The organism is Pseudomonas sp. WS 5532 (assembly GCF_012985445.1).
Taxonomy (GTDB): domain Bacteria; phylum Pseudomonadota; class Gammaproteobacteria; order Pseudomonadales; family Pseudomonadaceae; genus Aquipseudomonas; species Aquipseudomonas edaphica.
Window position 1 is genome coordinate 176,180 of sequence record NZ_JAAQWK010000012.1, and the last position, 19,217, is coordinate 195,396.

The 19,217-nt window shown below is 60.7% G+C and carries 16 protein-coding genes; 7 read left to right on the top strand and 9 right to left on the bottom strand.

The window, feature by feature from the left end:
* Window positions 1-82 precede the first annotated feature (82 nt).
* The 5 genes from epsC to HBO23_RS20870 all read left to right on the top strand — a co-directional run bounded on the left by epsC (window position 83) and on the right by HBO23_RS20870 (window position 6,578).
* The gene (epsC, locus tag HBO23_RS20850; protein ID WP_017135728.1) at window positions 83-1,009 is read left to right on the top strand and encodes a serine O-acetyltransferase EpsC; all 927 of its coding nucleotides are present in this window, start codon (window positions 83-85) and stop codon (window positions 1,007-1,009) included.
* A 402-nt stretch (window positions 1,010-1,411) separates the two neighbouring features.
* A complete protein-coding gene (gene betT, locus HBO23_RS20855) occupies window positions 1,412-3,373 on the top strand; it encodes a choline transporter BetT (protein ID WP_169986756.1) in 1,962 nt (653 codons plus the stop codon).
* A gap of 211 nt (window positions 3,374-3,584) precedes the next feature.
* Complete coding sequence (locus HBO23_RS20860; RefSeq protein WP_017135726.1) at window positions 3,585-4,913, top strand: OprD family outer membrane porin; 1,329 nt, start codon at window positions 3,585-3,587, stop codon at window positions 4,911-4,913.
* Between the two features lie 108 nt (window positions 4,914-5,021).
* Complete coding sequence (mgrA, locus tag HBO23_RS20865) at window positions 5,022-6,059, top strand: L-glyceraldehyde 3-phosphate reductase (protein WP_017135725.1); 1,038 nt, start codon at window positions 5,022-5,024, stop codon at window positions 6,057-6,059.
* Window positions 6,060-6,167: 108 nt separating this feature from the next.
* Window positions 6,168-6,578: a hypothetical protein gene (locus HBO23_RS20870; RefSeq protein ID WP_170039527.1), complete on the top strand. Its 411-nt coding sequence runs from the start codon at window positions 6,168-6,170 to the stop codon at window positions 6,576-6,578.
* Between the two features lie 214 nt (window positions 6,579-6,792).
* Here HBO23_RS20870 and tauD read toward each other — a convergent pair whose 3' ends face one another.
* From tauD to HBO23_RS20905, 7 genes are all read right to left on the bottom strand, one after another.
* Window positions 6,793-7,629, bottom strand: a complete 837-nt coding sequence (gene tauD / locus HBO23_RS20875; RefSeq protein ID WP_170039530.1) for a taurine dioxygenase — start codon at window positions 7,627-7,629, stop codon at window positions 6,793-6,795.
* Window positions 7,630-7,640: 11 nt separating this feature from the next.
* Window positions 7,641-8,477 carry a taurine ABC transporter permease TauC gene (gene tauC, locus HBO23_RS20880; protein WP_099549521.1) on the bottom strand — a complete coding sequence of 279 codons (837 nt, stop codon included), beginning with the start codon at window positions 8,475-8,477 and terminating at the stop codon, window positions 7,641-7,643.
* Entirely contained in the window at window positions 8,474-9,253 is a 780-nt protein-coding gene (tauB, locus tag HBO23_RS20885) for a taurine ABC transporter ATP-binding subunit (RefSeq protein ID WP_017135361.1), read from the bottom strand. The genes tauC and tauB overlap by 4 nt, the downstream gene beginning before the upstream one ends.
* An 18-nt stretch (window positions 9,254-9,271) precedes the next feature.
* Window positions 9,272-10,249, bottom strand: coding sequence for a taurine ABC transporter substrate-binding protein (gene tauA / locus HBO23_RS20890; RefSeq protein ID WP_169986664.1), 978 nt, complete (start codon window positions 10,247-10,249; stop codon window positions 9,272-9,274).
* 258 nt (window positions 10,250-10,507) lie between these two features.
* Window positions 10,508-12,091, bottom strand: a complete 1,584-nt coding sequence (gene gshA / locus HBO23_RS20895) for a glutamate--cysteine ligase (RefSeq protein ID WP_017135363.1) — start codon at window positions 12,089-12,091, stop codon at window positions 10,508-10,510.
* A gap of 214 nt (window positions 12,092-12,305) precedes the next feature.
* A complete protein-coding gene (locus HBO23_RS20900; protein ID WP_017135364.1) occupies window positions 12,306-12,689 on the bottom strand; it encodes a PaaI family thioesterase in 384 nt (127 codons plus the stop codon).
* Window positions 12,689-15,016, bottom strand: a complete 2,328-nt coding sequence (locus HBO23_RS20905) for a Tex family protein (RefSeq protein WP_170039533.1) — start codon at window positions 15,014-15,016, stop codon at window positions 12,689-12,691. The genes HBO23_RS20900 and HBO23_RS20905 overlap by 1 nt, the downstream gene beginning before the upstream one ends.
* A gap of 357 nt (window positions 15,017-15,373) precedes the next feature.
* Here HBO23_RS20905 and ompR point away from each other — a divergent pair, with 357 nt between their 5' ends.
* A complete protein-coding gene (gene ompR / locus HBO23_RS20910; protein ID WP_017135366.1) occupies window positions 15,374-16,114 on the top strand; it encodes a two-component system response regulator OmpR in 741 nt (246 codons plus the stop codon).
* 117 nt (window positions 16,115-16,231) lie between these two features.
* Entirely contained in the window at window positions 16,232-17,545 is a 1,314-nt protein-coding gene (locus HBO23_RS20915) for an ATP-binding protein (protein ID WP_017135367.1), read from the top strand.
* Window positions 17,546-17,699: 154 nt separating this feature from the next.
* On the opposite strand, the gene rimK is transcribed toward HBO23_RS20915, so the two are convergent.
* The gene (gene rimK / locus HBO23_RS20920) at window positions 17,700-18,605 is read right to left on the bottom strand and encodes a 30S ribosomal protein S6--L-glutamate ligase (RefSeq protein ID WP_003171022.1); all 906 of its coding nucleotides are present in this window, start codon (window positions 18,603-18,605) and stop codon (window positions 17,700-17,702) included.
* On the bottom strand, window positions 18,602-19,066 hold the full coding sequence (locus HBO23_RS20925) for an ATP-dependent zinc protease (protein WP_169986753.1): 465 nt from the start codon (window positions 19,064-19,066) through the stop codon (window positions 18,602-18,604). The genes rimK and HBO23_RS20925 overlap by 4 nt, the downstream gene beginning before the upstream one ends.
* Between the last annotated feature and the right edge of the window lie 151 nt (window positions 19,067-19,217).

A 19,217-nucleotide genomic window follows, 5' to 3' on the forward strand; every position in this document is an offset into this window, starting at 1 on the left:
TCTTAGCATCACACCATTGGTTCTTAAGGGTGGCCAGGGTGCATACCGTAAAGTGATGGCCATATCGTCAGGAGTGAATACCGTGAGTGAGCGTTCCAGTCATTGGCAATTACAGACCATCGTCAGCCAGCTGCGCAGCGCCCGGGACCAGTGGCGAACGCGCAATGGCCGCCTGAGTGGCGAACACGGTGGCCGCGAGTTGCCGTCCCGCGAGGCGGTGGCGCAGATTCTTGAAGCGCTGTGCGGCGCGCTGTTCCCGATGCGCCTGGGCCCGGTGGACCTGCGTGAAGAAAGTGAAGATTTTTACGTCGGGCATACCCTCGACGTCGCCCTGAATGCCTTGCTCGCTCAGGCCCGCCTGGAGCTGCGCTACGCCGCGCGCCAGGGTGCAAGGGATGACAGCGAGGTCGATGCCCTGGCCATCCGCCTGATCCAGGATTTCGCCCTGGCCTTGCCCTCACTGCGCAGCCTGTTGGACACCGATGTGCTCGCCGCCTACCACGGCGACCCGGCTGCGCGCAGTGTGGATGAAGTGCTGCTGTGCTATCCGGGGATTCTGGCGGTGATTCACCATCGCCTGGCGCACCATCTGTACCGCGCCGGGCTGCCGTTGCTGGCGCGGATCAGTGCAGAGATTGCTCACTCGGCCACCGGCATCGATATTCACCCCGGCGCGCAGATCGGCCCGAGTTTCTTTATCGACCACGGGACAGGTGTGGTGATCGGCGAGACCGCGATCATCGGCGAGCGCGTGCGCATCTACCAGGCCGTGACGTTGGGCGCCAAGCGTTTCCCGGCGGATGAGGACGGGCAGTTGCAGAAAGGCCACCCGCGCCATCCGATCGTTGAGGACGATGTGGTGATTTATGCCGGGGCGACGATCCTGGGGCGCATCACCATCGGCAAGGGCTCGACCATTGGCGGCAATGTGTGGCTGACCCGCAGCGTGCCGGCGGGGGCGAACATCACGCAGGCGAATTTGCAACATGACGACGGCGCGCAGAAATAGTATTTGAGCCAAACACCGATCAACTGTGGGAGCTGGCTTGCCTGCGATAGCGGAGGACCAGTTGGCACATTTGTAGCTGACAGACCGCTATCGCAGGCAAGCCAGCTCCCACAGTAGTGTCCGCATTTCAATTCCGAGCCACTGAACGATTTGCCATCCCCGCCCGTCATACCAATCCTTGAGCTAGTGTAGGAATTGTCTACCACTCAGCCCTGCGATTAGTCCCAAACCGCCTACCTATGTTTAACTTGAATGCTCGTTCAAGTTAAACCCGGTGGTTCGCTGCCCGCTCACAACAGGAGGCTTACCTTTGCTGAGTCCGTTATTTACAGCCACATCACACACCTTCGGGGTGCATCGTTCATGAGTGCATCGTCCACCCCATCCAGCGGCCTGGTGCGCATGAATGCGCCGGTTTTCTACTTTGCCGCAACCTTCATTTTGCTGTTTGGCATCACTGTCATCGCTATTCCGCAACAGGCCGGTGCCTGGCTGCTGGCAGCGCAAAACTGGGCGGCCAACACGGTCGGCTGGTACTACATGCTCGCGATGACGCTGTATCTGGTCTTCGTGGTGGTCACCGCGCTATCGGGCTACGGCAAGATAAAACTCGGTGCCGACCACGACGAGCCCGAATTCAGTTACCTGTCCTGGGCCGGCATGCTGTTCGCCGCCGGGATCAGCATCACGCTGTTTTTCTTCTGCGTCTCCGAGCCGCTGACACACCTGGTGCAGCCGCCTCAGGGCGCGCCGATGAATGCCGATGCGGCTCGCCAGGCCATGCAGATCCTGTTTCTGCACTGGGGTCTGCATGGCTGGGGCGTGTTTGCCTTTGTCGGCATGGCCCTGGCGTACTTCGCCTACCGGCATAACCTGCCGCTGGCGCTGCGTTCGGCGCTGTACCCATTGATCGGCAAGCGCATCAACGGCCCCATCGGTTATGCGGTGGACGGCTTCGGCATCATCGCCACGGTGTTCGGCCTGGGCGCCGATATGGGTTTTGGCGTGTTGCACCTCAACTCCGGTCTCGACTACCTGTTTGGCATCGCGCATACGCAGTGGATCCAGGTTGGCCTGATCACCTTGATGATGGGCGCCGCGATCCTGGTTGCCGTCGCCGGCGTCGACAAGGGCGTGCGAGTGATGTCCGACATCAACATGCTGCTGGCCTGTGCGCTGCTGCTGTTTGTGTTGTTCGCAGGCCCCACCCAGCACTTGCTCAACACCTTGATCCAGAACATCGGTGACTACCTCGGCGCCTTGCCGACCAAGAGCTTCGATGTGTACGCCTACGACAAACCCAGCGACTGGCTGGGCGGTTGGACGGTGTTCTACTGGGCCTGGTGGATCGCATGGTCGCCGTTCGTGGGCCTGTTCATCGCGCGTATTTCCCGTGGCCGTACCATCCGCGAGTTCGTCTTCGGTGTGTTGCTGATCCCGCTGGGTTTCACCCTGGCCTGGATGTCGATCTTCGGCAACAGCGCCATCGACCAGGTACTCAACCACGGCATGACCGCGTTGGGCCAGTCGGCCATCGATGACCCTTCGATGAGCCTCTACTTGCTGCTGGAAACCTACCCGTGGAGCAAGACGGTGATCGCCGTCACGGTGTTTATCAGCTTCGTGTTCTTCGTCACTTCGGCGGATTCCGGCACTGTAGTGCTGTCGACGCTTTCGTCCAAAGGCGGCAACGCCGATGAAGACGGGCCGAAATGGCTGCGGGTGTTCTGGGGCGCGATGACGGCGCTGGTCACCAGTGCCCTGCTGTTTGCCGGCAGTATTGATTCGCTCAAGTCTGCGGTGGTGCTGACTTCGTTGCCGTTCTCGCTGATTTTGCTGCTGATGATGTGGGGGCTGCACAAGGCCTTCTACCTCGAATCGCAGAAGCAGATTGCCCAGCTGCATTCGCTGGCACCGGTGTCGGCGGCGCGCAAAGGCCGAGGCGGTTGGCGCCAGCGTTTGAGCCAGGCTGTGCACTTCCCGTCACGTGATGAGGTGTACCGTTTCCTCGAATCGACGGTGCGCCCGGCGATCGAAGAAGTGACGGCGGTGTTTGTCGAGAAAGGCCTGAATGTGGTGACTCAGCCGGACCCGTCCAACGACAGCGTCAGCCTGGAAATCGGGCATGGCGAGGAGCATCCATTCGTTTACCAGGTGCAGATGCGCGGCTATTTCACGCCGTCGTTCGCCCGTGGTGGCATGGGTTCCAAAGAGATCAACAACCGCCGCTATTACCGCGCGGAAGTGCACTTGAGTGAGGGCAGCCAGGACTACGATCTGGTCGGCTACACCAAGGAGCAGATCATCAACGACATCCTCGACCAGTACGAGCGCCACCTGCAGTTCCTGCACCTGGTGCGCTGACCCACCGATCGTTCCCACGCTCCGCGTGGGAACGATCAAATGCCCGCAAACCCGTGTAATTAAAGGCTTTCTTAAACTTAATTTCATTCGTGAACTAAGCGTTTTGACTCCGAACTGTCATCTGGCCACTGCGTAATTGTGTGAAGCGTTTGACGCTTTCATTTCAGAACAGTGACGGAGACCGGTAACAATGAAGACGTTAATAAGCCCCATGGTAGGTGCCGCCATGGCGAGCTTTATGCTGTCCGCCCATGCCGATTTTATCGACGACAGCCACGCCGACGTGACCCTGCTCAACCGCTATCTCAACCAGCAAGGTCGTGATGTGGTGGGCAGCAACGCCAAGGCGCATAGCGTGCGGGATTGGGGCCAGGGTTTCGAGTTCAACTTCAAGTCCGGCTACACCGAAGGCCCGGTAGGTTTTGGCCTGGACTTGCAGGCGTTTTACGGCTTGAAACTCGACTCCGGCGGCGACCTCAACGACAAGGATCACCAGGGCCGCTACCCAGGCAGCATGTTCCCGTTGGACAACGGCAAATCCGCCGACCAGTTCGGTGTACTCAGCCCGACCTTCAAGATGCGTTTCGCCAAAGATGAACTGCGGGTTGGCACGCTGTATGGCAACAACCCGGTACTGGCCAACACCGACGGCCGCCTGTACCAGCAGACCAATACCGGCGTGCAACTGGTCTCCAAAGACCTCAGCGACTTCACCTTCACCGGAGGCGATATCTTCAAGACCAAGATCCGCAACGAAACCGGCGACCAAGGCATGATCACCGCCGGCGGCACCCGAGAAAGCGATCGCTTCCTGTTCGGCGGTGCGGATTACACCGGCATCCAGAACACCACCGTGAGCCTGTGGTACTCCAACCTTGAGGATTACTACCAGCAGTTCTTCCTTGGTGCCAAGCGCCATGACGCGTTGTCCGTGGGCGCCATCGACACCGACGTGCGCGTGTTCCGCAGCCTTGGTGTAGGCGCCAACGCCGACGGCGATAAAGACTTTACCGGCGCCGGTCTGTATGGCGACGGCACCAGCAAGGGCCGCATCAACCAAACCACCGCCAGTTTGCTGGAGAGCTACAGCCTGGACGGTCACACCGTCGGCTTGGGCATCCAGAAAAACAGCGGTGACAGCGACTTCCCGTACCTCGATTCCGGCCTCAACAGCGGCGACAACCGCCAAGGGCCGGGCTCAGGCGCAGACACCCCGGCGCTCACCAACATGCAGTTGAATAAATTTCAACACGCCGGTGAGCGCACTTGGCTTGCGCAGTACAAGTATGACTTCGGTAAGCTGGGCCTTACCGGCCTGACGTTCTCGGCGGCCTATGCCCACGGTGATGACATCCGCACCGTGCAAGGCACCACCAGCGAGTGGGAACGCAACATTGCCGTGGCTTACCAAGTACCGACCGGCACCCTCAAGGGCCTGGGCGTGACCTGGAAAAATGCCCACGCCAGCCCGGATATTACCGGTGCCACCGTTCAAGATGAAAATCGCTTTTATGTCAGCTACGTCGTTCCACTCTGGTAGGAAATTGCTGTAGAACGGAACGGCAGGCTTAAGCGATTCAGCTGGTTAAAAGGCCTGGGAATAACCTTATTCCCAGGCCTTATTTGCCTACGTCCAAGAGAGGATTCGATGACTTACATTGCTGCCGAAAACCGCTATGAATCTATCCCGTACCGCCGCGTAGGTCGCAGTGGGTTGGTGCTGCCGGCACTGTCCCTGGGGCTGTGGCACAACTTTGGCGACAGCACCCCGATTGACACCCAGCGCGCCCTGCTGCGCACTGCGTTTGACCTGGGGATCAACCACTTCGACCTGGCCAACAACTACGGCCCACCGTATGGCAGCGCCGAGATCAACTTCGGCCGTTTGCTGCGTGAAGACTTCAAGCACTACCGCGACGAGCTGATCATTTCCAGCAAAGCCGGCTGGGACATGTGGCCCGGCCCTTACGGCCAGGGTGGCGGTTCGCGCAAATACGTACTGGCGAGCCTGGACCAGAGCCTGCAACGCCTGGGCGTCGACTACGTGGATATTTTCTACTCTCACCGTTTTGACGCCGACACCCCGTTGGAAGAAACCGCCAGCGCCCTTGCCACTGCCGTGCAGCAGGGCAAAGCGTTGTACATCGGTATCTCGTCTTATTCGGGGGTGAAAACCCGCGAAATGGCGGCGCTGCTCAAAGAGTGGAAAGTGCCGTTGCTGATCCACCAGCCGGCCTACAACCTGCTCAACCGCTGGATTGAAAAAGACCTGCTGGATACCACCGACGAACTTGGCGCAGGGGTGATTGCTTTCACACCACTGGCCCAGGGTTTGCTCACCGACAAGTACCTCAACGGCGTGCCGGCCGATGCACGGGTCAACCGCCCAGGTGGCGGCTCGTTGCAGGCCAAGCACTTGTCTGAAGCCAACATTGCCCATGTGCGTGGGTTGAATGAAATCGCCAAGCGCCGTGGCCAGAGCCTCGCGCAACTGGCCCTGGCCTGGACCCTGCGTGACCCACGGGTGACCAGTGCCTTGATTGGTGCGAGCCGACCGGAGCAGATCATTGAAAACGTTGGCGCGTTGAAGAACTTGAGCTTCAGCGCGGAAGAACTGGCGGAGATTGATCGGTTTGCGCAGGAAGGCGGGATTAACCTGTGGGAAAAACCGTCCACTGCTGAATAAGCCGGCACAACCCGCTCCCACATTTTGATCTTCAGTATGGCAAATTCACTCGGCAGTACGCGGTCAATGTGGGAGCCGGGCTTGCCCGCGAAGGCGGTGTGTCAGTCGATGAATGCATGGGCTGGTACGCCGCTATCGCAGGCAAGCCAGCTCCCACATTTTGATCTTCAGTGTGGCAAATTCACTCGGCAGTACGCGGTCAATGTGGGAGCCGGGCTTGCCCGCGATGGCGGTGTGTCAGTCGATGAAGTAGTGGCTGGTCCACCGCTATCGCAGGCAAGCCAGCTCCCACATTTTGATCTTCAGTGTGGCAAATTCATTCGGCAGTACGCGGTCAATGTGGGAGCCGGGCTTGCCCGCGATGGCGGTGCATCAGTCGATGAAGTAGTGGCTGGTCCACCGCTATCGCAGGCAAGCCAGCTCCCACATTTTGATCTTCAGTGTGGCAAATTCATTCGGCAGTACGCGGTCAATGTGGGAGCCGGGCTTGCCCGCGAAGGCGGTGTGTCAGTCGATTAAGTTGTGGCTGGTCCACCGCTATCGCAGGCAAGCCAGCTCCCATATTTTGATCTTCAGTGTGGCAAATTCATTCGTCAGTACGCGGTCAATGTGGGAGCCGGGCTTGCCCGCGAAGGCGGTGTGTCAGTCGATTAAGTTGTGGCTGGTCCACCGCTATCGCAGGCAAGCCAGCTCCCACATTTTGATCTTCATTGATTCAGAGGTTGTGCCTGGTTTAGAAGGGGACGTCGCCCAGGATTGTGGCGCGATGCATCACGCGCCGTTGCGGACGGTAGTCATCCACGGCGTAGTGCTGGGTCACGCGGTTGTCCCAGAACGCCACGTCGTTCTCCTGCCAGCGCCAGCGAATGGTGAATTCCGGCCGTGTTGCGTGGGCAAACAGCAGCTTGAGTATGGCCTCGCTTTCCGCCGGCTCCAGCTCGTTGATTTTGGTGGTGAACCCATCACTCACAAACAATGACTTACGCCCGCTGACCGGATGCGTGCGCACCACCGGGTGTGACAGGGGGGGATTCTTCTTGCGGGTCTCTTCCCAGCGCGCCAGGTCTTCGGCGGTGTTGCCAAAGCGCTCCAGCGGGAAGGATTTGGTGAAATCATGAGTCGCCGTGAGGCCGTCGAGCAGGCGCTTGAAGGGTTCCGACAGGGCTTCATACGCCGCAATGCCACTGGCCCACAACGTGTCGCCACCAAAGGCCGGCAGCAGCTTGGCGCTGAGCACCGCGCCGAGCGCCGGCGTCGGCAGGAAGGTCACGTCGGTGTGCCATACGGCGTTGTCGCGCACGTCAGTCACGGCAGTGTCGAGGATCAGCACTTCGGGCTGCTCCGGCACGTTGGGGTAGATCGGGTGAATGTGCAGGTCGCCAAAATTTGCCGCAAACCGCGCCTGTTGCTGCGGGGTGACGGCTTGGCCACGGAAGAACAGCACCGAGTGGCTGAGCAGCGCCTGCTCAATGCCGTCACGTTCTTCAAAGCTCAACGGTTGGGTGATATCGACGCCACTGATCAGGGCGCCCAGGGCGGTGCTTATTGGCGTAACGGTCAGGCTGCTCATGCGGTTCTCACTCAATGTGCCTGGCCATGCCAAGGCACTAATTTGCGCTGCAGGGCACGCAGGCCCATTTCCATGGCGAAGGCAATCAGGGCGATCACCAGAATCCCCAGCACCACCACGTCGGTGACCAGGAACTGCGCCGCCGACTGCACCATAAAGCCCAGGCCGCTGGTGGCGGCGATCAGCTCGGCGGCAACCAGGGTCGACCAACCCACACCCAGGCCGATGCGCACGCCGGTAAGGATGTCGGGCAGCGCGCTCGGCAGGATCACATGGCGAATCAACTGGGCGCGGGTGGCGCCCAACGACTGCGCGGCACGCAGTTTGGCCGGGTCGACCGTGCGCACGCCGGTCGCGGTGGCGATGGCGATAGGCGCAAAGATCGCCAGGTAAATCAGCAATACCTTGGACAGCTCACCGATGCCGCACCAGATCACGATCAGCGGCAGGTAAGCCAGGGGCGGAATCGGCCGGTAGAACTCGATCAGCGGGTCGAGGATGCCACGGGCAATGCGGTTGGCACCGATGGCAATCCCCACCGGCACGGCGGTCAGTACCGCAAAGCCCAGGCCCAGGCCGATGCGCGTGAGGCTCGCGCCCAGGTGCTGCCACAAAGTGGAATCCATATAGCCGGTGGTCGCCAGCAGCCAGCCTTTTTGCAGCACGGCGGATGGTGGCGGCAGGAATAGCGGTTCGATCAGGCCAGTGGCGGTAACCGCCCACCAGATTGCCAGCAAGGCGACCAGGGTGAGTACGCTGATCCAGCGTGTGCTCAGGCGACGACGTACCGGAATAACCTTGTGCGCTACCGGCTTGGCGGCCGTGGCGGGAAGTTCGTAGCTGCTCATGCAGGCACCTGCCGTTGCGAGAACACTTTGCCCAGCACGTGTTCACGGGTTTCGATAAAGCGCGGGTCGGACTTGATCGCCCGCGCCGATTCACCGGCGGCGTAGCGTTGACCGAAGTCCAGGTGCAGGCGCTCGACGATCTGGCCTGGGTTGGGCGCCAGCAGGATCAGGTCGGTGGCGAGAAATACCGCTTCTTCGATGTCATGGGTAATCAGGAACACCGGCTTGGCCGTGCGCCGCCAGACTTGCAGGAGCAACTCCTGCATCTGTTCGCGGGTGAAGGCATCGAGGGCGCCGAAAGGCTCGTCCATCAGCAGCACGCGAGGGTCAGCCGCCAGCGCGCGGGCCAGGCCGACACGCTGTTTCTGGCCACCGGAAAGCTGCCAGATACGGCGGCTGTCGAAACCGGCCAGGTCGACCAGTGCGAGCATTTCCCGGGCGCGCACTTCGCGTTGTGCCTTGGGCACACCGGCCAGTTCCAGGCCGAAGCCGACGTTGGCCAGCACGTCCTGCCAGGGCAGCAGAGCGTCGTCCTGGAACACCACGCCGCGTTCGGCGCTCGGGCCTTTGACCGGCACGCCATCGAGGGTGATGCGCCCGGCAGAGGGTTCGACGAAACCGGCAATCAGGTTCAACAGCGAAGTCTTGCCACTGCCGGACGGGCCGAGGGCCACCAGCAATTGCTGAGGCCCAAGGTCGAGTGAGATATCGGACAGTACCGGTTCTGTGGCGCCTGGGTACTGTGCGCTGATGCGCTCCAGTTGTAGCAAGGCCATCGCGATGAGCTCCTTGAATCAGTTAGTGATGAACTTGGCGCTGACGTAAGGGGCGTAGTCCGGCAGCACGGCGTCGACTTTGCCTTGTTCCTTGAGGAACGCGGCGGTGTCGGTTACAGCCTTGGTAGTCGGTGCGCCCAGCAGGGTTACTTGGTCAGCGGCCAGTGGGTAGACGTTGCCTTGCAGCAGCAGTGGGATATCACTGGCCTTGGCGCCGGAGAGCTTCACCAGCTTGTCGACGTTGCCTTTGTCGGCCAGCCAGGCCTGTGGGTCTTTGCGGTAGGCGGCGTAGGCGTCCAGGGTGACTTTGGCGAAGGCGGTGATGATTTCCGGGTGTTTCTCGGCGAAGTCTTTGCGCACGATCCAGGCATCGAAGGTGGGCGCGCCAAACTTGGCCAGCTCGCCGGAGGTGATCAGCACTTTGCCGTTTTCCTTGGCGACGCCCAGGGCCGGGTCCCACACGTATGTCGCGTCGATATCACCGCGCTTCCACGCCGCAATGATTGCCGGTGGTGCGAGGTTGAGGATGGTCACTTTGGAAGGGTCGATGTTCCAGTGTTTCAGCGCGGCCAACAGGCTGTAGTGGCCGGTAGACACGAAAGGCACGGCAATCTTTTTGCCGACCAGGTCCTGTGGGCTGTTGATTCCCGAACCATTGCGCGCTACCAGCGCTTCGGCGCCGCCGATCTGGGTGGCGACCAGGAAGGTTTCAACGGGTACTTTGCGCGTTACCGCAGCGGTCAGCGGGCTGGAACCGAGGTAGCCAATCTGGACGTCGCCGGAAGCAATGGCGGCGATGATGTCGGCGCCATTGTCGAATTTGCGCCAGTCGATCCTGGCGTTGGTAGCTTTTTCATACGCACCGTCGGCCTGGGCGACTTTCGCCGGGTCTACGGTGGTCTGGTAGGCGATGGTCACATCTGCCGCCTGGGCAAACAGGCTGGCACCGGCCAGGGACAATGCGGCCAAGAGGCGCAATGGGGTAAGCAGTTTCAAGGGGAAGCTCCTCAATCAGGCGGCCGAGGGTCGGCGTGTGAGGAGACTAAATGATCTAAGAACTCGAAAATAAATAACATTTTCGAATTAGCTTATGAGGAGAAGAGTGAGCGCAATCTTCAACCCAATGAAGGCAAATGTGGGAGCTGGCTTGCCTGCGATAGCATCACCTGGGTATCACTGATACACCGAGGTGTTTGCATCGCAGGCAAGCCAGCTCCCACACAAACCAGGTCCCACAGGAGATGGCGTGATGCTTTAGTTACTGATCGCCAGAATGCTTGCCTGGTACGAGCCGACAAACACGTCAAAGTCGCCCACTTCGTTTTGCTCAAGCTCCACCTGCTGAGCCAGCGACTTACGTGCCAACTCTTCAAAGCGTGCCTGCTCCTCGGCCGGTAAAGGCTCCTGGCGGAAGTGCGCGGCGTGCACCTCGCTCTGATGCAGGGAGAATTGCGCAAAGCTCTCTTTGCGCTCGGCCATCGCTGCCAGCACTTGGGCCGACGGCGTCAGGGACGAGTCCTTGACCTTCGCCAACTGAGCGTCCAGCGCCTGGCTGTGCTCGGTGATGCCGTGGCTCTCATCCAGCAAGGCCGCCAGCGGGGCGATCTTCTCCAGCAGCTCGGTGGCCCATTCCTTCATGTCCACCGCCTGGCCTTCACGCTGCAATTGCAGGCCTGGGCGACGGCCTTCCTTGACCACACTGAGGAAGTTGGAGGTGGCATTGCCACACTCGTTGTTGGCGAACAGCGGGCTGTCGTTCAACGCGCAGTACAGCAGGAACGCATCAAGGAAACGCGACTCCGGCAGGTCGATGCCCATCGGCAGGAACGGGTTGATGTCCAGGCAGCGCACTTCGATGTACTGGATGCCACGGGCCATCAGCGCCTGGATCGGCCGCTCGCCGGTGTAGGTCACGCGCTTGGGGCGGATGTTGGAGTAGTACTCGTTTTCGATCTGCAGGATGTTGGTGTTGAGCTGCACCCATTCACCATCCTTATGGGTGCCGATTTCGACGTAAGGCGCGTAGGGCGTTGCCACCGCTTCGCGCAGGCTGTCGGTGTAGCTGTTCAAGTCGTTGTAGCACGGCGTCAGCCCAGCCTGAGCGTTGCTCTGGTAACCCAGGTCGCTCATGCGCAGGCTGGTGGCGTACGGCAAGTACAGCGTGTCGGCGTCCAGCACTTCAAGTTGGTGCGAACGACCGCGCAGGAAACCGGCGTCCAGGGCCGGTGAAGCACCAAACAGGTACATCAGCAGCCAGCTGTAGCGGCGGAAGTTACGGATCAGCGCGATGTAGGCGGTGGACTGGTAGTCGCGGTCGGTGCCGACGAAGCCTTCAGTCTCCTTGAGCAACGGCCACAGCTGTTCCGGCAGGGAAAAGTTGTAGTGGATGCCGGCGATGCACTGCATGGTCTTGCCGTAACGCAGGGCCAGGCCCTTGCGGTACACGTACTTGAGCTGGCCGATATTGGAGGTGCCGTAGTAGGCGATCGGAATATCTTCCTCGGCCGGCAACGGGCACGGCATCGAAGGGCTCCACAGGTACTCGCTGCCGAGCTTGCTGTAGGCAAACCGATGGATCTTGTCCAGGCTGCTCAGGGTGTCGGCCGGGTTGGGCAGGGCGGGAGTGATGAACTCCAGCAGCGATTCCGAGTAGTCGGTGGTGATCAATTCATTGGTCAACGCGGCGCCCAGGGCTTCTGGATGCGGCGTTTGTGCCAGGCGACCCTCACCGGTGACGCGTAGGCATTCACGCTCGATGCCGTGCAAGCATTGCTCTAGCAGGGAGAGGTGTTCGCGCTTGCCGAGCAGGGCCAGGCGGCGGTTGAGAAGTTCGCTCAAGTTGGATTCCTTCACGCGTCAGTCGCCCCAATATGGGGGTGGGCAGGACGGTCTACAAGGGTGAAGTTGAAACTGGCGTTATCGCCTGGTTTAGAGTCGATTTGGCTCACATTGAAAAAGCCTACTTCACTCCATGAATTGGGCTATAGCGCAGCAAGAAAATTCCGACGCTGTTGTCGCAGCGCCGAAATTAACTCAAATCGAGGGCGGGGAGCTAGAGGACAGCGAAGGTGCCTTGTGCTTTTGCGACAAGTCTTTCGCCTTGATACACATCGGCTTCGACCACCAACGTGCGTCTGCCGGCGTGAATCACCCGGCTGGTGCACAGCACATCACCGTCTTCGACGGCGCGGATATAGTTGATCTTGCACTCGATGGTCGCGCTCTGCTGGTCAAACCCATGGGCGCTGGAACAGGCCAGCCCCATGGTGATGTCGACCAGGCTGAAAATCGCCCCGCCATGGAGCTTGCCCGCGCGGTTGCGCAGTTGCGGCTCCAGGGTCAGGGCCACCTCGGCAACGCCCTCGTCCAGGCGTTGCAGGCGGCAGCCGATCAGTTCGCTGAACGCGCTCTGGGTCAAACCGGCCGGGATTTCCATCAGCGTTTCTTCAACTGCTTGGCGTTGGCGAACAACGACGCCATGGCGTTGTTGCTCGGTGCGGCCGTCGCGGTAGGCTCTTTACGCGGCGCGTTACCCTGGGATTGGCGCGGGGTCGAGCCTGGGCGTGCACCACGGGCGCCGTCGATTTTCTCGCCTGGGGTGTCGCTCATGCGCATCGACAGACCCACGCGTTTGCGCGGGATATCGACTTCCATGACCTTGACCTTGACCACGTCACCGGCTTTTACCGCTTCGCGTGGATCCTTGATGAACTTCTCCGAAAGTGCAGAGATGTGCACCAAACCGTCCTGATGCACGCCGATATCCACAAAGGCCCCAAAGTTGGTCACGTTGGTGACCACGCCTTCGAGGATCATGCCCGGCTGCAGGTCCTTGAGGTCTTCAACACCGTCCTGGAACTCGGCAGTCTTGAACTCGGGACGCGGGTCGCGGCCAGGTTTTTCCAGCTCTTGCAGGATGTCGGTGATGGTCGGCACACCGAAGGTTTCGTCGGTGTACTTCTTCGGGTCCAGGCGCTTGAGGAACGCGGCGTCACCGATCAGCGAACGGATATCGCGGTCGGTCTCGGCGGCAATACGCTGCACCAGCGGGTAGGCTTCCGGGTGAACCGCAGACGAGTCCAGCGGGTTATCGCCGTTCATGACCCGTAGGAAGCCGGCGGCCTGTTCAAAGGTTTTTTCGCCCAGGCGTGCGACTTTCTTCAGCGCGGCGCGGGTTTTGAACGCACCGTTTTCGTCGCGGTGGGTGACGATGTTCTGCGCCAGGGTGGTGTTAAGCCCGGAAATACGCGCCAGCAGCGCGACCGAGGCGGTGTTTACATCCACACCCACCTTGTTCACGCAGTCTTCCACCACCGCATCCAGGCCGCGCGCCAGTTTCAGCTGCGACACGTCGTGCTGGTACTGGCCGACACCAATGGATTTAGGGTCGATCTTCACCAGCTCTGCCAGCGGGTCCTGCAGGCGGCGAGCAATGGAGACGGCGCCACGGATCGACACGTCGAGGTCCGGGAATTCCTTGGAAGCCAGTTCCGACGCCGAGTACACCGAAGCGCCGGCCTCGGAAACCATGACCTTGGTCATCTTCATGGCGGGGTATTTTTTGATCAGCTCGGCGGCCAGCTTGTCGGTTTCACGGCTGGCGGTGCCGTTGCCGATGGCAATCAGGTCCACGGCGTGCTTGGCGCACAGGGCGGCCAGGATGGCGAGGGTCTGGTCCCACTTGTTGTGCGGCACGTGCGGGTACACGGTGGCGTGGTCCAGCAGCTTGCCGGTGGAGTCGACCACCGCAACCTTGCAGCCGGTACGCAAGCCCGGGTCGAGGCCCAACGTGGCGCGCGGGCCGGCCGGTGCGGCCAGCAGCAGGTCGTGCAGGTTGTGGGCGAACACGTTGATCGCCTCGGTTTCGGCGCCGTCGCGCAGCTCGCCGAGCAGGTCGGTTTCCAGGTGGGTGTAGAGCTTGACCTTCCAGGTCCAGCGCACGACTTCACCGAGCCACTTGTCCGCAGGACGGTTCTGATTCTGGATGCCGAATTGTTGCCCGATCATGCCTTCGCACGGGTGCATGGTGCCCGGCAATTCGTCGCCGACTTTCAGCGCCGAGCTGAGAATGCCCTCGTTGCGACCCCGGAAAATCGCCAGTGCCCGGTGCGACGGCATGCTCTTGAGCGGCTCGTCGTGCTCGAAATAATCGCGGAATTTGGCGCCTTCTTCCTCTTTGCCGGCGATAACGCGAGCACTGAGAATGGCTTCCTGCTTGAGGTAGGTGCGCAGTTTTTCCAGCAGGCCGGCGTTTTCAGCGAAACGCTCCATGAGGATGTACTTGGCACCTTCGAGGGCGGCCTTGACGTCGGCGACGCCTTTTTCGGCGTCGATAAAGCGCGCTGCTTCGGTTTCCGGGGCCAGCGACGGGTCGTTGAACAGGCCGTCGGCCAGCTCGCCCAAACCGGCTTCCAGGGCGATCTGGCCCTTGGTGCGGCGCTTCTGTTTGTACGGCAGGTAAAGGTCTTCGAGGCGGGTCTTGGTGTCGGCGAGCTTGATGTCGCGTTCCAGTTGCGGGGTCAACTTGCCCTGTTCCTCGATGCTGGCGAGGATGCTGATGCGCCGTTCGTCGAGTTCTCGCAGGTAGCGCAGGCGCTCTTCCAGGTGACGCAATTGGGTGTCGTCGAGGCTGCCGGTCACTTCTTTACGGTAACGGGCGATGAAAGGCACCGTGGAGCCTTCATCCAGTAGCGCGACGGCCGCTTCGACCTGTTGTGGGCGTACACCGAGTTCCTCGGCAATGCGGCTGTTGATGCTGTCCATAAAACCACCTGAAATTCTTGAAAGCAGCTCGCAGGCCCGGAAAACAAGGCGTTGCGAGGCTGGTTGAGCGGCGCCAGCGGCACCGCTGCCTGGGTCAAAAGGCTGCCTATTGACCCTCGAAATCGGGAAATTGCTGCCCCGCGCTGAAAAAACGGCTGAGGCTGCAAACAGTAAAGTCTGACAGTGCCCTGCGTGAAGGCGCCGCATTATAACCAGCGTTCTGCCCTTGGGGGGTACTGCGCCGGTGGTTGTAGGACGCGGGTTCGCTGGCGGTGGAGGAAAAATCTGCTAACAATGCACACGGTGCGTATAACGGCAGCTACGCCATAATGCGCGCCGAGATAAGAGGAGCATCTAATGAGCAGCACTGCACAAACTGCTGAAGGCGAAAAAATTCTCATCGTTGACGACGATCCGGGGCTGAGCAGCCTGCTGGAACGTTTTTTCAACTCCAAGGGCTACCGTGCCCGCGCGGTGCCGAACACCGAGCAGATGGACCGCCTGTTGGGGCGCGAAGTGTTCAACCTGGTCGTACTCGACCTGATGCTGCCCGGCGAAGACGGCCTTACCGCCTGCAAGCGCCTGCGCGGTGCGAACAACCAGATCCCCATCATCATGCTGACCGCCAAGGGCGATGAGCTGAGCCGCATCAAGGGCCTGGAACTGGGCGCTGATGACTACCTGGCCAAGCCGTTCAACCCTGACGAGTTGATGGCTCGGGTCAAGGCCGTATTGCGTCGCCAGGCACCGCCGGTACCGGGCGCGCCAGGCAGCGAAGACGAGAGCGTCACCTTTGGCGAATACGAGCTGTCACTGGCGACCCGCGAACTCAAGCGTGGCGAAGAAGTGCACATGCTGACCACCGGCGAGTTCGCCGTGCTCAAGGCATTGGTGATGAATGCTCGCCAGCCGTTGACCCGCGACAAGTTGATGAACCTGGCCCGTGGCCGCGAATGGGACGCCCTGGAGCGCTCCATCGACGTGCAGATCTCGCGTCTGCGCCGGATGATCGAGCCGGACCCGGCCAAGCCGCGGTACATCCAGACGGTGTGGGGCGTGGGTTATGTGTTTGTGCCGGATGGCACTGCAACCAAGTGACCGATGACTTGCAGGGGCGGGCATCCCGGCGTTTGACTCCATGAGGGTCGACGGGATGCCCGGCGTCTGCAATTCTGCGAGCGCCGCTCGTTCCTGCAAGGTGTTTAGCTGTCTCCTATGAAAACCCCGTTGTGGTTCCCGCAAAGTTTCTTCTCTCGCACCCTTTGGCTGGTGCTGATCGTCGTTCTGTTTTCCAAGGCGCTCACGCTGGTTTATCTATTGATGAACGAAGACGTGCTGGTAGACAGGCAGTACAGCCACGGTGTCGCCCTGACACTGCGTGCCTACTGGGCCGTTGACCCTGAAAACCGCGAAAAGGTAGCAAAGGCTTCGACGCTGATTCGAGTCGACGGCGCTGGTGTGCCCGAAGGTGAGCAGCATTGGCCTTACAGCGAGATTTATCAGCGTCAGATGCAGGCTGAGCTGGGAGAGGACACCGAGGTGCGCCTGCGCATGCATGTTTCACCTGCACTCTGGGTCAGGGCTCCGAGTCTGGGAGATGCCTGGATCAAGGTGCCCCTTTACCCCCATCCGCTGCGCGGGCAAAAAATCTGGAACGTGTTGGGCTGGTTCCTGGCCATCGGTTTACTTTCAACCGCGTCCGCGTGGATTTTCGTCCGACAGCTCAACCAACCGCTTAAACGCCTGGTGTTTGCCGCCCGCCAACTCGGGCAGGGGCGCAGTGTGCGCCTGCCGATCAGCGATACGCCCAGTGAGATGACCGAGGTGTACGGTGCCTTCAACCAGATGGCGGAGGATGTCGAACAGGCCGGGCGCGAACGCGAGCTGATGCTGGCGGGCGTGTCCCATGACTTGCGCACGCCGCTCACGCGTTTGCGGCTGTCCCTGGAGTTGATGGGCAACCATAACGACCTGACCGACGACATGGTGCGCGACATCGAGGACATGGACGCGATTCTCGATCAGTTCCTGGCGTTTATCCGCGATGGCCGTGATGAGGTGGTGGAGGAAGTCGACCTCACGGACCTGGTGCGTGAGGTGGTGGCGCCCTACAACCAGAATGGCGAACAGGTGCGCATGCGCCTGGAGCCGATCCAGCCGTTTGCATTGCGTCGGGTGTCGATGAAGCGCCTGTTGAACAACCTGATCGGCAACGCCTTGCATCACGCGGGTTCAGATGTGGAAGTGGCCGCCTATGTGTCCGGCGACAGCACGGCGCCCTATGTGGTGTTGAGCGTGATGGACCGTGGTACGGGCATCGACCCGGCGGAGCTGGAAGGTATTTTCAACCCATTCACCCGTGGCGACCGTGCGCGGGGCGGCAAGGGTACGGGGCTGGGGCTGGCGATTGTGCGGCGAATTGCTTCGATGCATGGCGGCAATGTTGAGCTGCGCAACCGCGAAGAAGGCGGCCTGGAAGCGCGGGTGCGCTTGCCGCTGGGCTTGATGCTGCCAAGGGATGCGGTCTAAAAAACAACAGCAACCCAATGTGGGAGCTGGCTTGCCTGCGATAACGGTGTATCAGTTAACAAATGGGTTGCTGACCCACCGCTATCGCAGCGATGCGGCGACCCGACAAGCCAGCTCCCACAGGTTTTTTCGGTGGGTGGAAGGCCGGGTTGTATCAGCCCTTGCCCTTGGTCCGGGTCATATTCGGCCCACCATTCTTCTCCAAATGCTGAATGATGATCCCCGCCACATCCTTGCCGGTGGTGGTCTCGATCCCTTCCAGGCCCGGTGATGAGTTTACCTCCATCACCAGCGGGCCGTGGTTGGAGCGCAGGATATCCACGCCCGCCACTGCCAGGCCCATCACTTTGGCGGCCCGCAGCGCGGTCATGCGCTCTTCCGGGGTGATCTTGATCAGGCTGGCACTGCCGCCACGGTGCAGGTTGGAGCGGAACTCCCCCGGCTTGGCCTGGCGCTTCATGGCTGCGATCACCTTGTCGCCGACCACGAAGCAGCGGATATCCGCACCGCCGGCTTCCTTGATGTATTCCTGCACCATGATGTTCTGCTTGAGGCCCATGAACGCCTCGATCACCGACTCGGCGGCAGTCGCCGTCTCACACAGCACCACGCCGATACCCTGGGTACCTTCGAGCACTTTGATCACCAGCGGTGCGCCGTTGACCATCTCGATCAGGTCGGGGATGTCATCGGGGGAGTGGGCAAAGCCGGTCACCGGCAGGCCGATACCCCGGCGCGACAGCAATTGCAGGGAGCGCAGCTTGTCCCGCGAACGGGCGATGGCTACCGATTCGTTGAGCGGGAACACGCCCATCATTTCAAACTGGCGCAACACCGCGCAGCCGTAGAACGTCACCGAAGCGCCGATCCGCGGGATCACCGCATCAAAGCCTTCCAGCGGTTTGCCCCGGTAGTGGATCTGCGGCTTGTGGCTGGCAATGTTCATATAGGCACGCAACGTGTCGATCACCACCATTTCATGGCCACGTTCGGTGCCGGCCTCGACCAGGCGGCGGGTGGAATACAGACGCGGGTTTCGCGACAGCACAGCAATCTTCATGCAGCACCTGGGGCAGAAATAGTAGAGACCGGGAACACCGGCTTGTCTTGAACGTACTTGACGCCGGGGTTGACCACCAACTGGCCGTCAATCAGCGCCTTGGAGCCCAGCAACAGGCGGTAACGCATGGCCTTGCGACAGGCCAGGGTGAATTCCACCCGCCATACTCGGTCACCCAGTGCCAGGGTGGTGCTGATTACATACCGCACCTGCGCATGGCCGTTGGAGCTCTTGATAGTTTTCATCGTCACCAGGGGCGCTTCGCAGCGACGATGGCGCAATTGCACCACGCTGCCCAGATGCGCAGTGAAGCGCACCCACTTCTCACCGTCGCGCTCAAAGGGCTCGATATCGGTGGCATGCAGGCTCGAGGTACTGGCACCGGTGTCGATCTTCGCGCGCAGGCCAGCCACTCCCAGGTCGGGAAGGGCCACCCACTCGCGCAGACCCACAACGGTCAAATGGTCAAATGTCTTCAATATGGGTAACCGGTCATTCAGAAATACTTCGTAGTCGTCGAGGACAGTAACGTCCAACTGCGCATGGATTGTGACAATCCCCAAACCTTCATCAAGGGCCAGGCGCCGAATTCGCGGTATTCACGCAGAATAT

Coding starts and splice junctions, on each gene's coding strand:
- betT (WP_169986756.1), top strand. CDS start 1,412: ATGAATGCGCCGGTTTTCTACTTTGCCGCAACCTTCATTTTGCTGTTT.
- HBO23_RS20860 (WP_017135726.1), top strand. CDS start 3,585: ATGGTAGGTGCCGCCATGGCGAGCTTTATGCTGTCCGCCCATGCCGAT.
- mgrA (WP_017135725.1), top strand. CDS start 5,022: ATGACTTACATTGCTGCCGAAAACCGCTATGAATCTATCCCGTACCGC.
- HBO23_RS20870 (WP_170039527.1), top strand. CDS start 6,168: ATGAATGCATGGGCTGGTACGCCGCTATCGCAGGCAAGCCAGCTCCCA.
- tauD (WP_170039530.1), bottom strand. CDS start 7,629: ATGAGCAGCCTGACCGTTACGCCAATAAGCACCGCCCTGGGCGCCCTG.
- tauC (WP_099549521.1), bottom strand. CDS start 8,477: ATGAGCAGCTACGAACTTCCCGCCACGGCCGCCAAGCCGGTAGCGCAC.
- tauB (WP_017135361.1), bottom strand. CDS start 9,253: ATGGCCTTGCTACAACTGGAGCGCATCAGCGCACAGTACCCAGGCGCC.
- HBO23_RS20900 (WP_017135364.1), bottom strand. CDS start 12,689: ATGGAAATCCCGGCCGGTTTGACCCAGAGCGCGTTCAGCGAACTGATC.
- HBO23_RS20905 (WP_170039533.1), bottom strand. CDS start 15,016: ATGGACAGCATCAACAGCCGCATTGCCGAGGAACTCGGTGTACGCCCA.
- ompR (WP_017135366.1), top strand. CDS start 15,374: ATGAGCAGCACTGCACAAACTGCTGAAGGCGAAAAAATTCTCATCGTT.
- HBO23_RS20915 (WP_017135367.1), top strand. CDS start 16,232: ATGAAAACCCCGTTGTGGTTCCCGCAAAGTTTCTTCTCTCGCACCCTT.
- rimK (WP_003171022.1), bottom strand. CDS start 18,605: ATGAAGATTGCTGTGCTGTCGCGAAACCCGCGTCTGTATTCCACCCGC.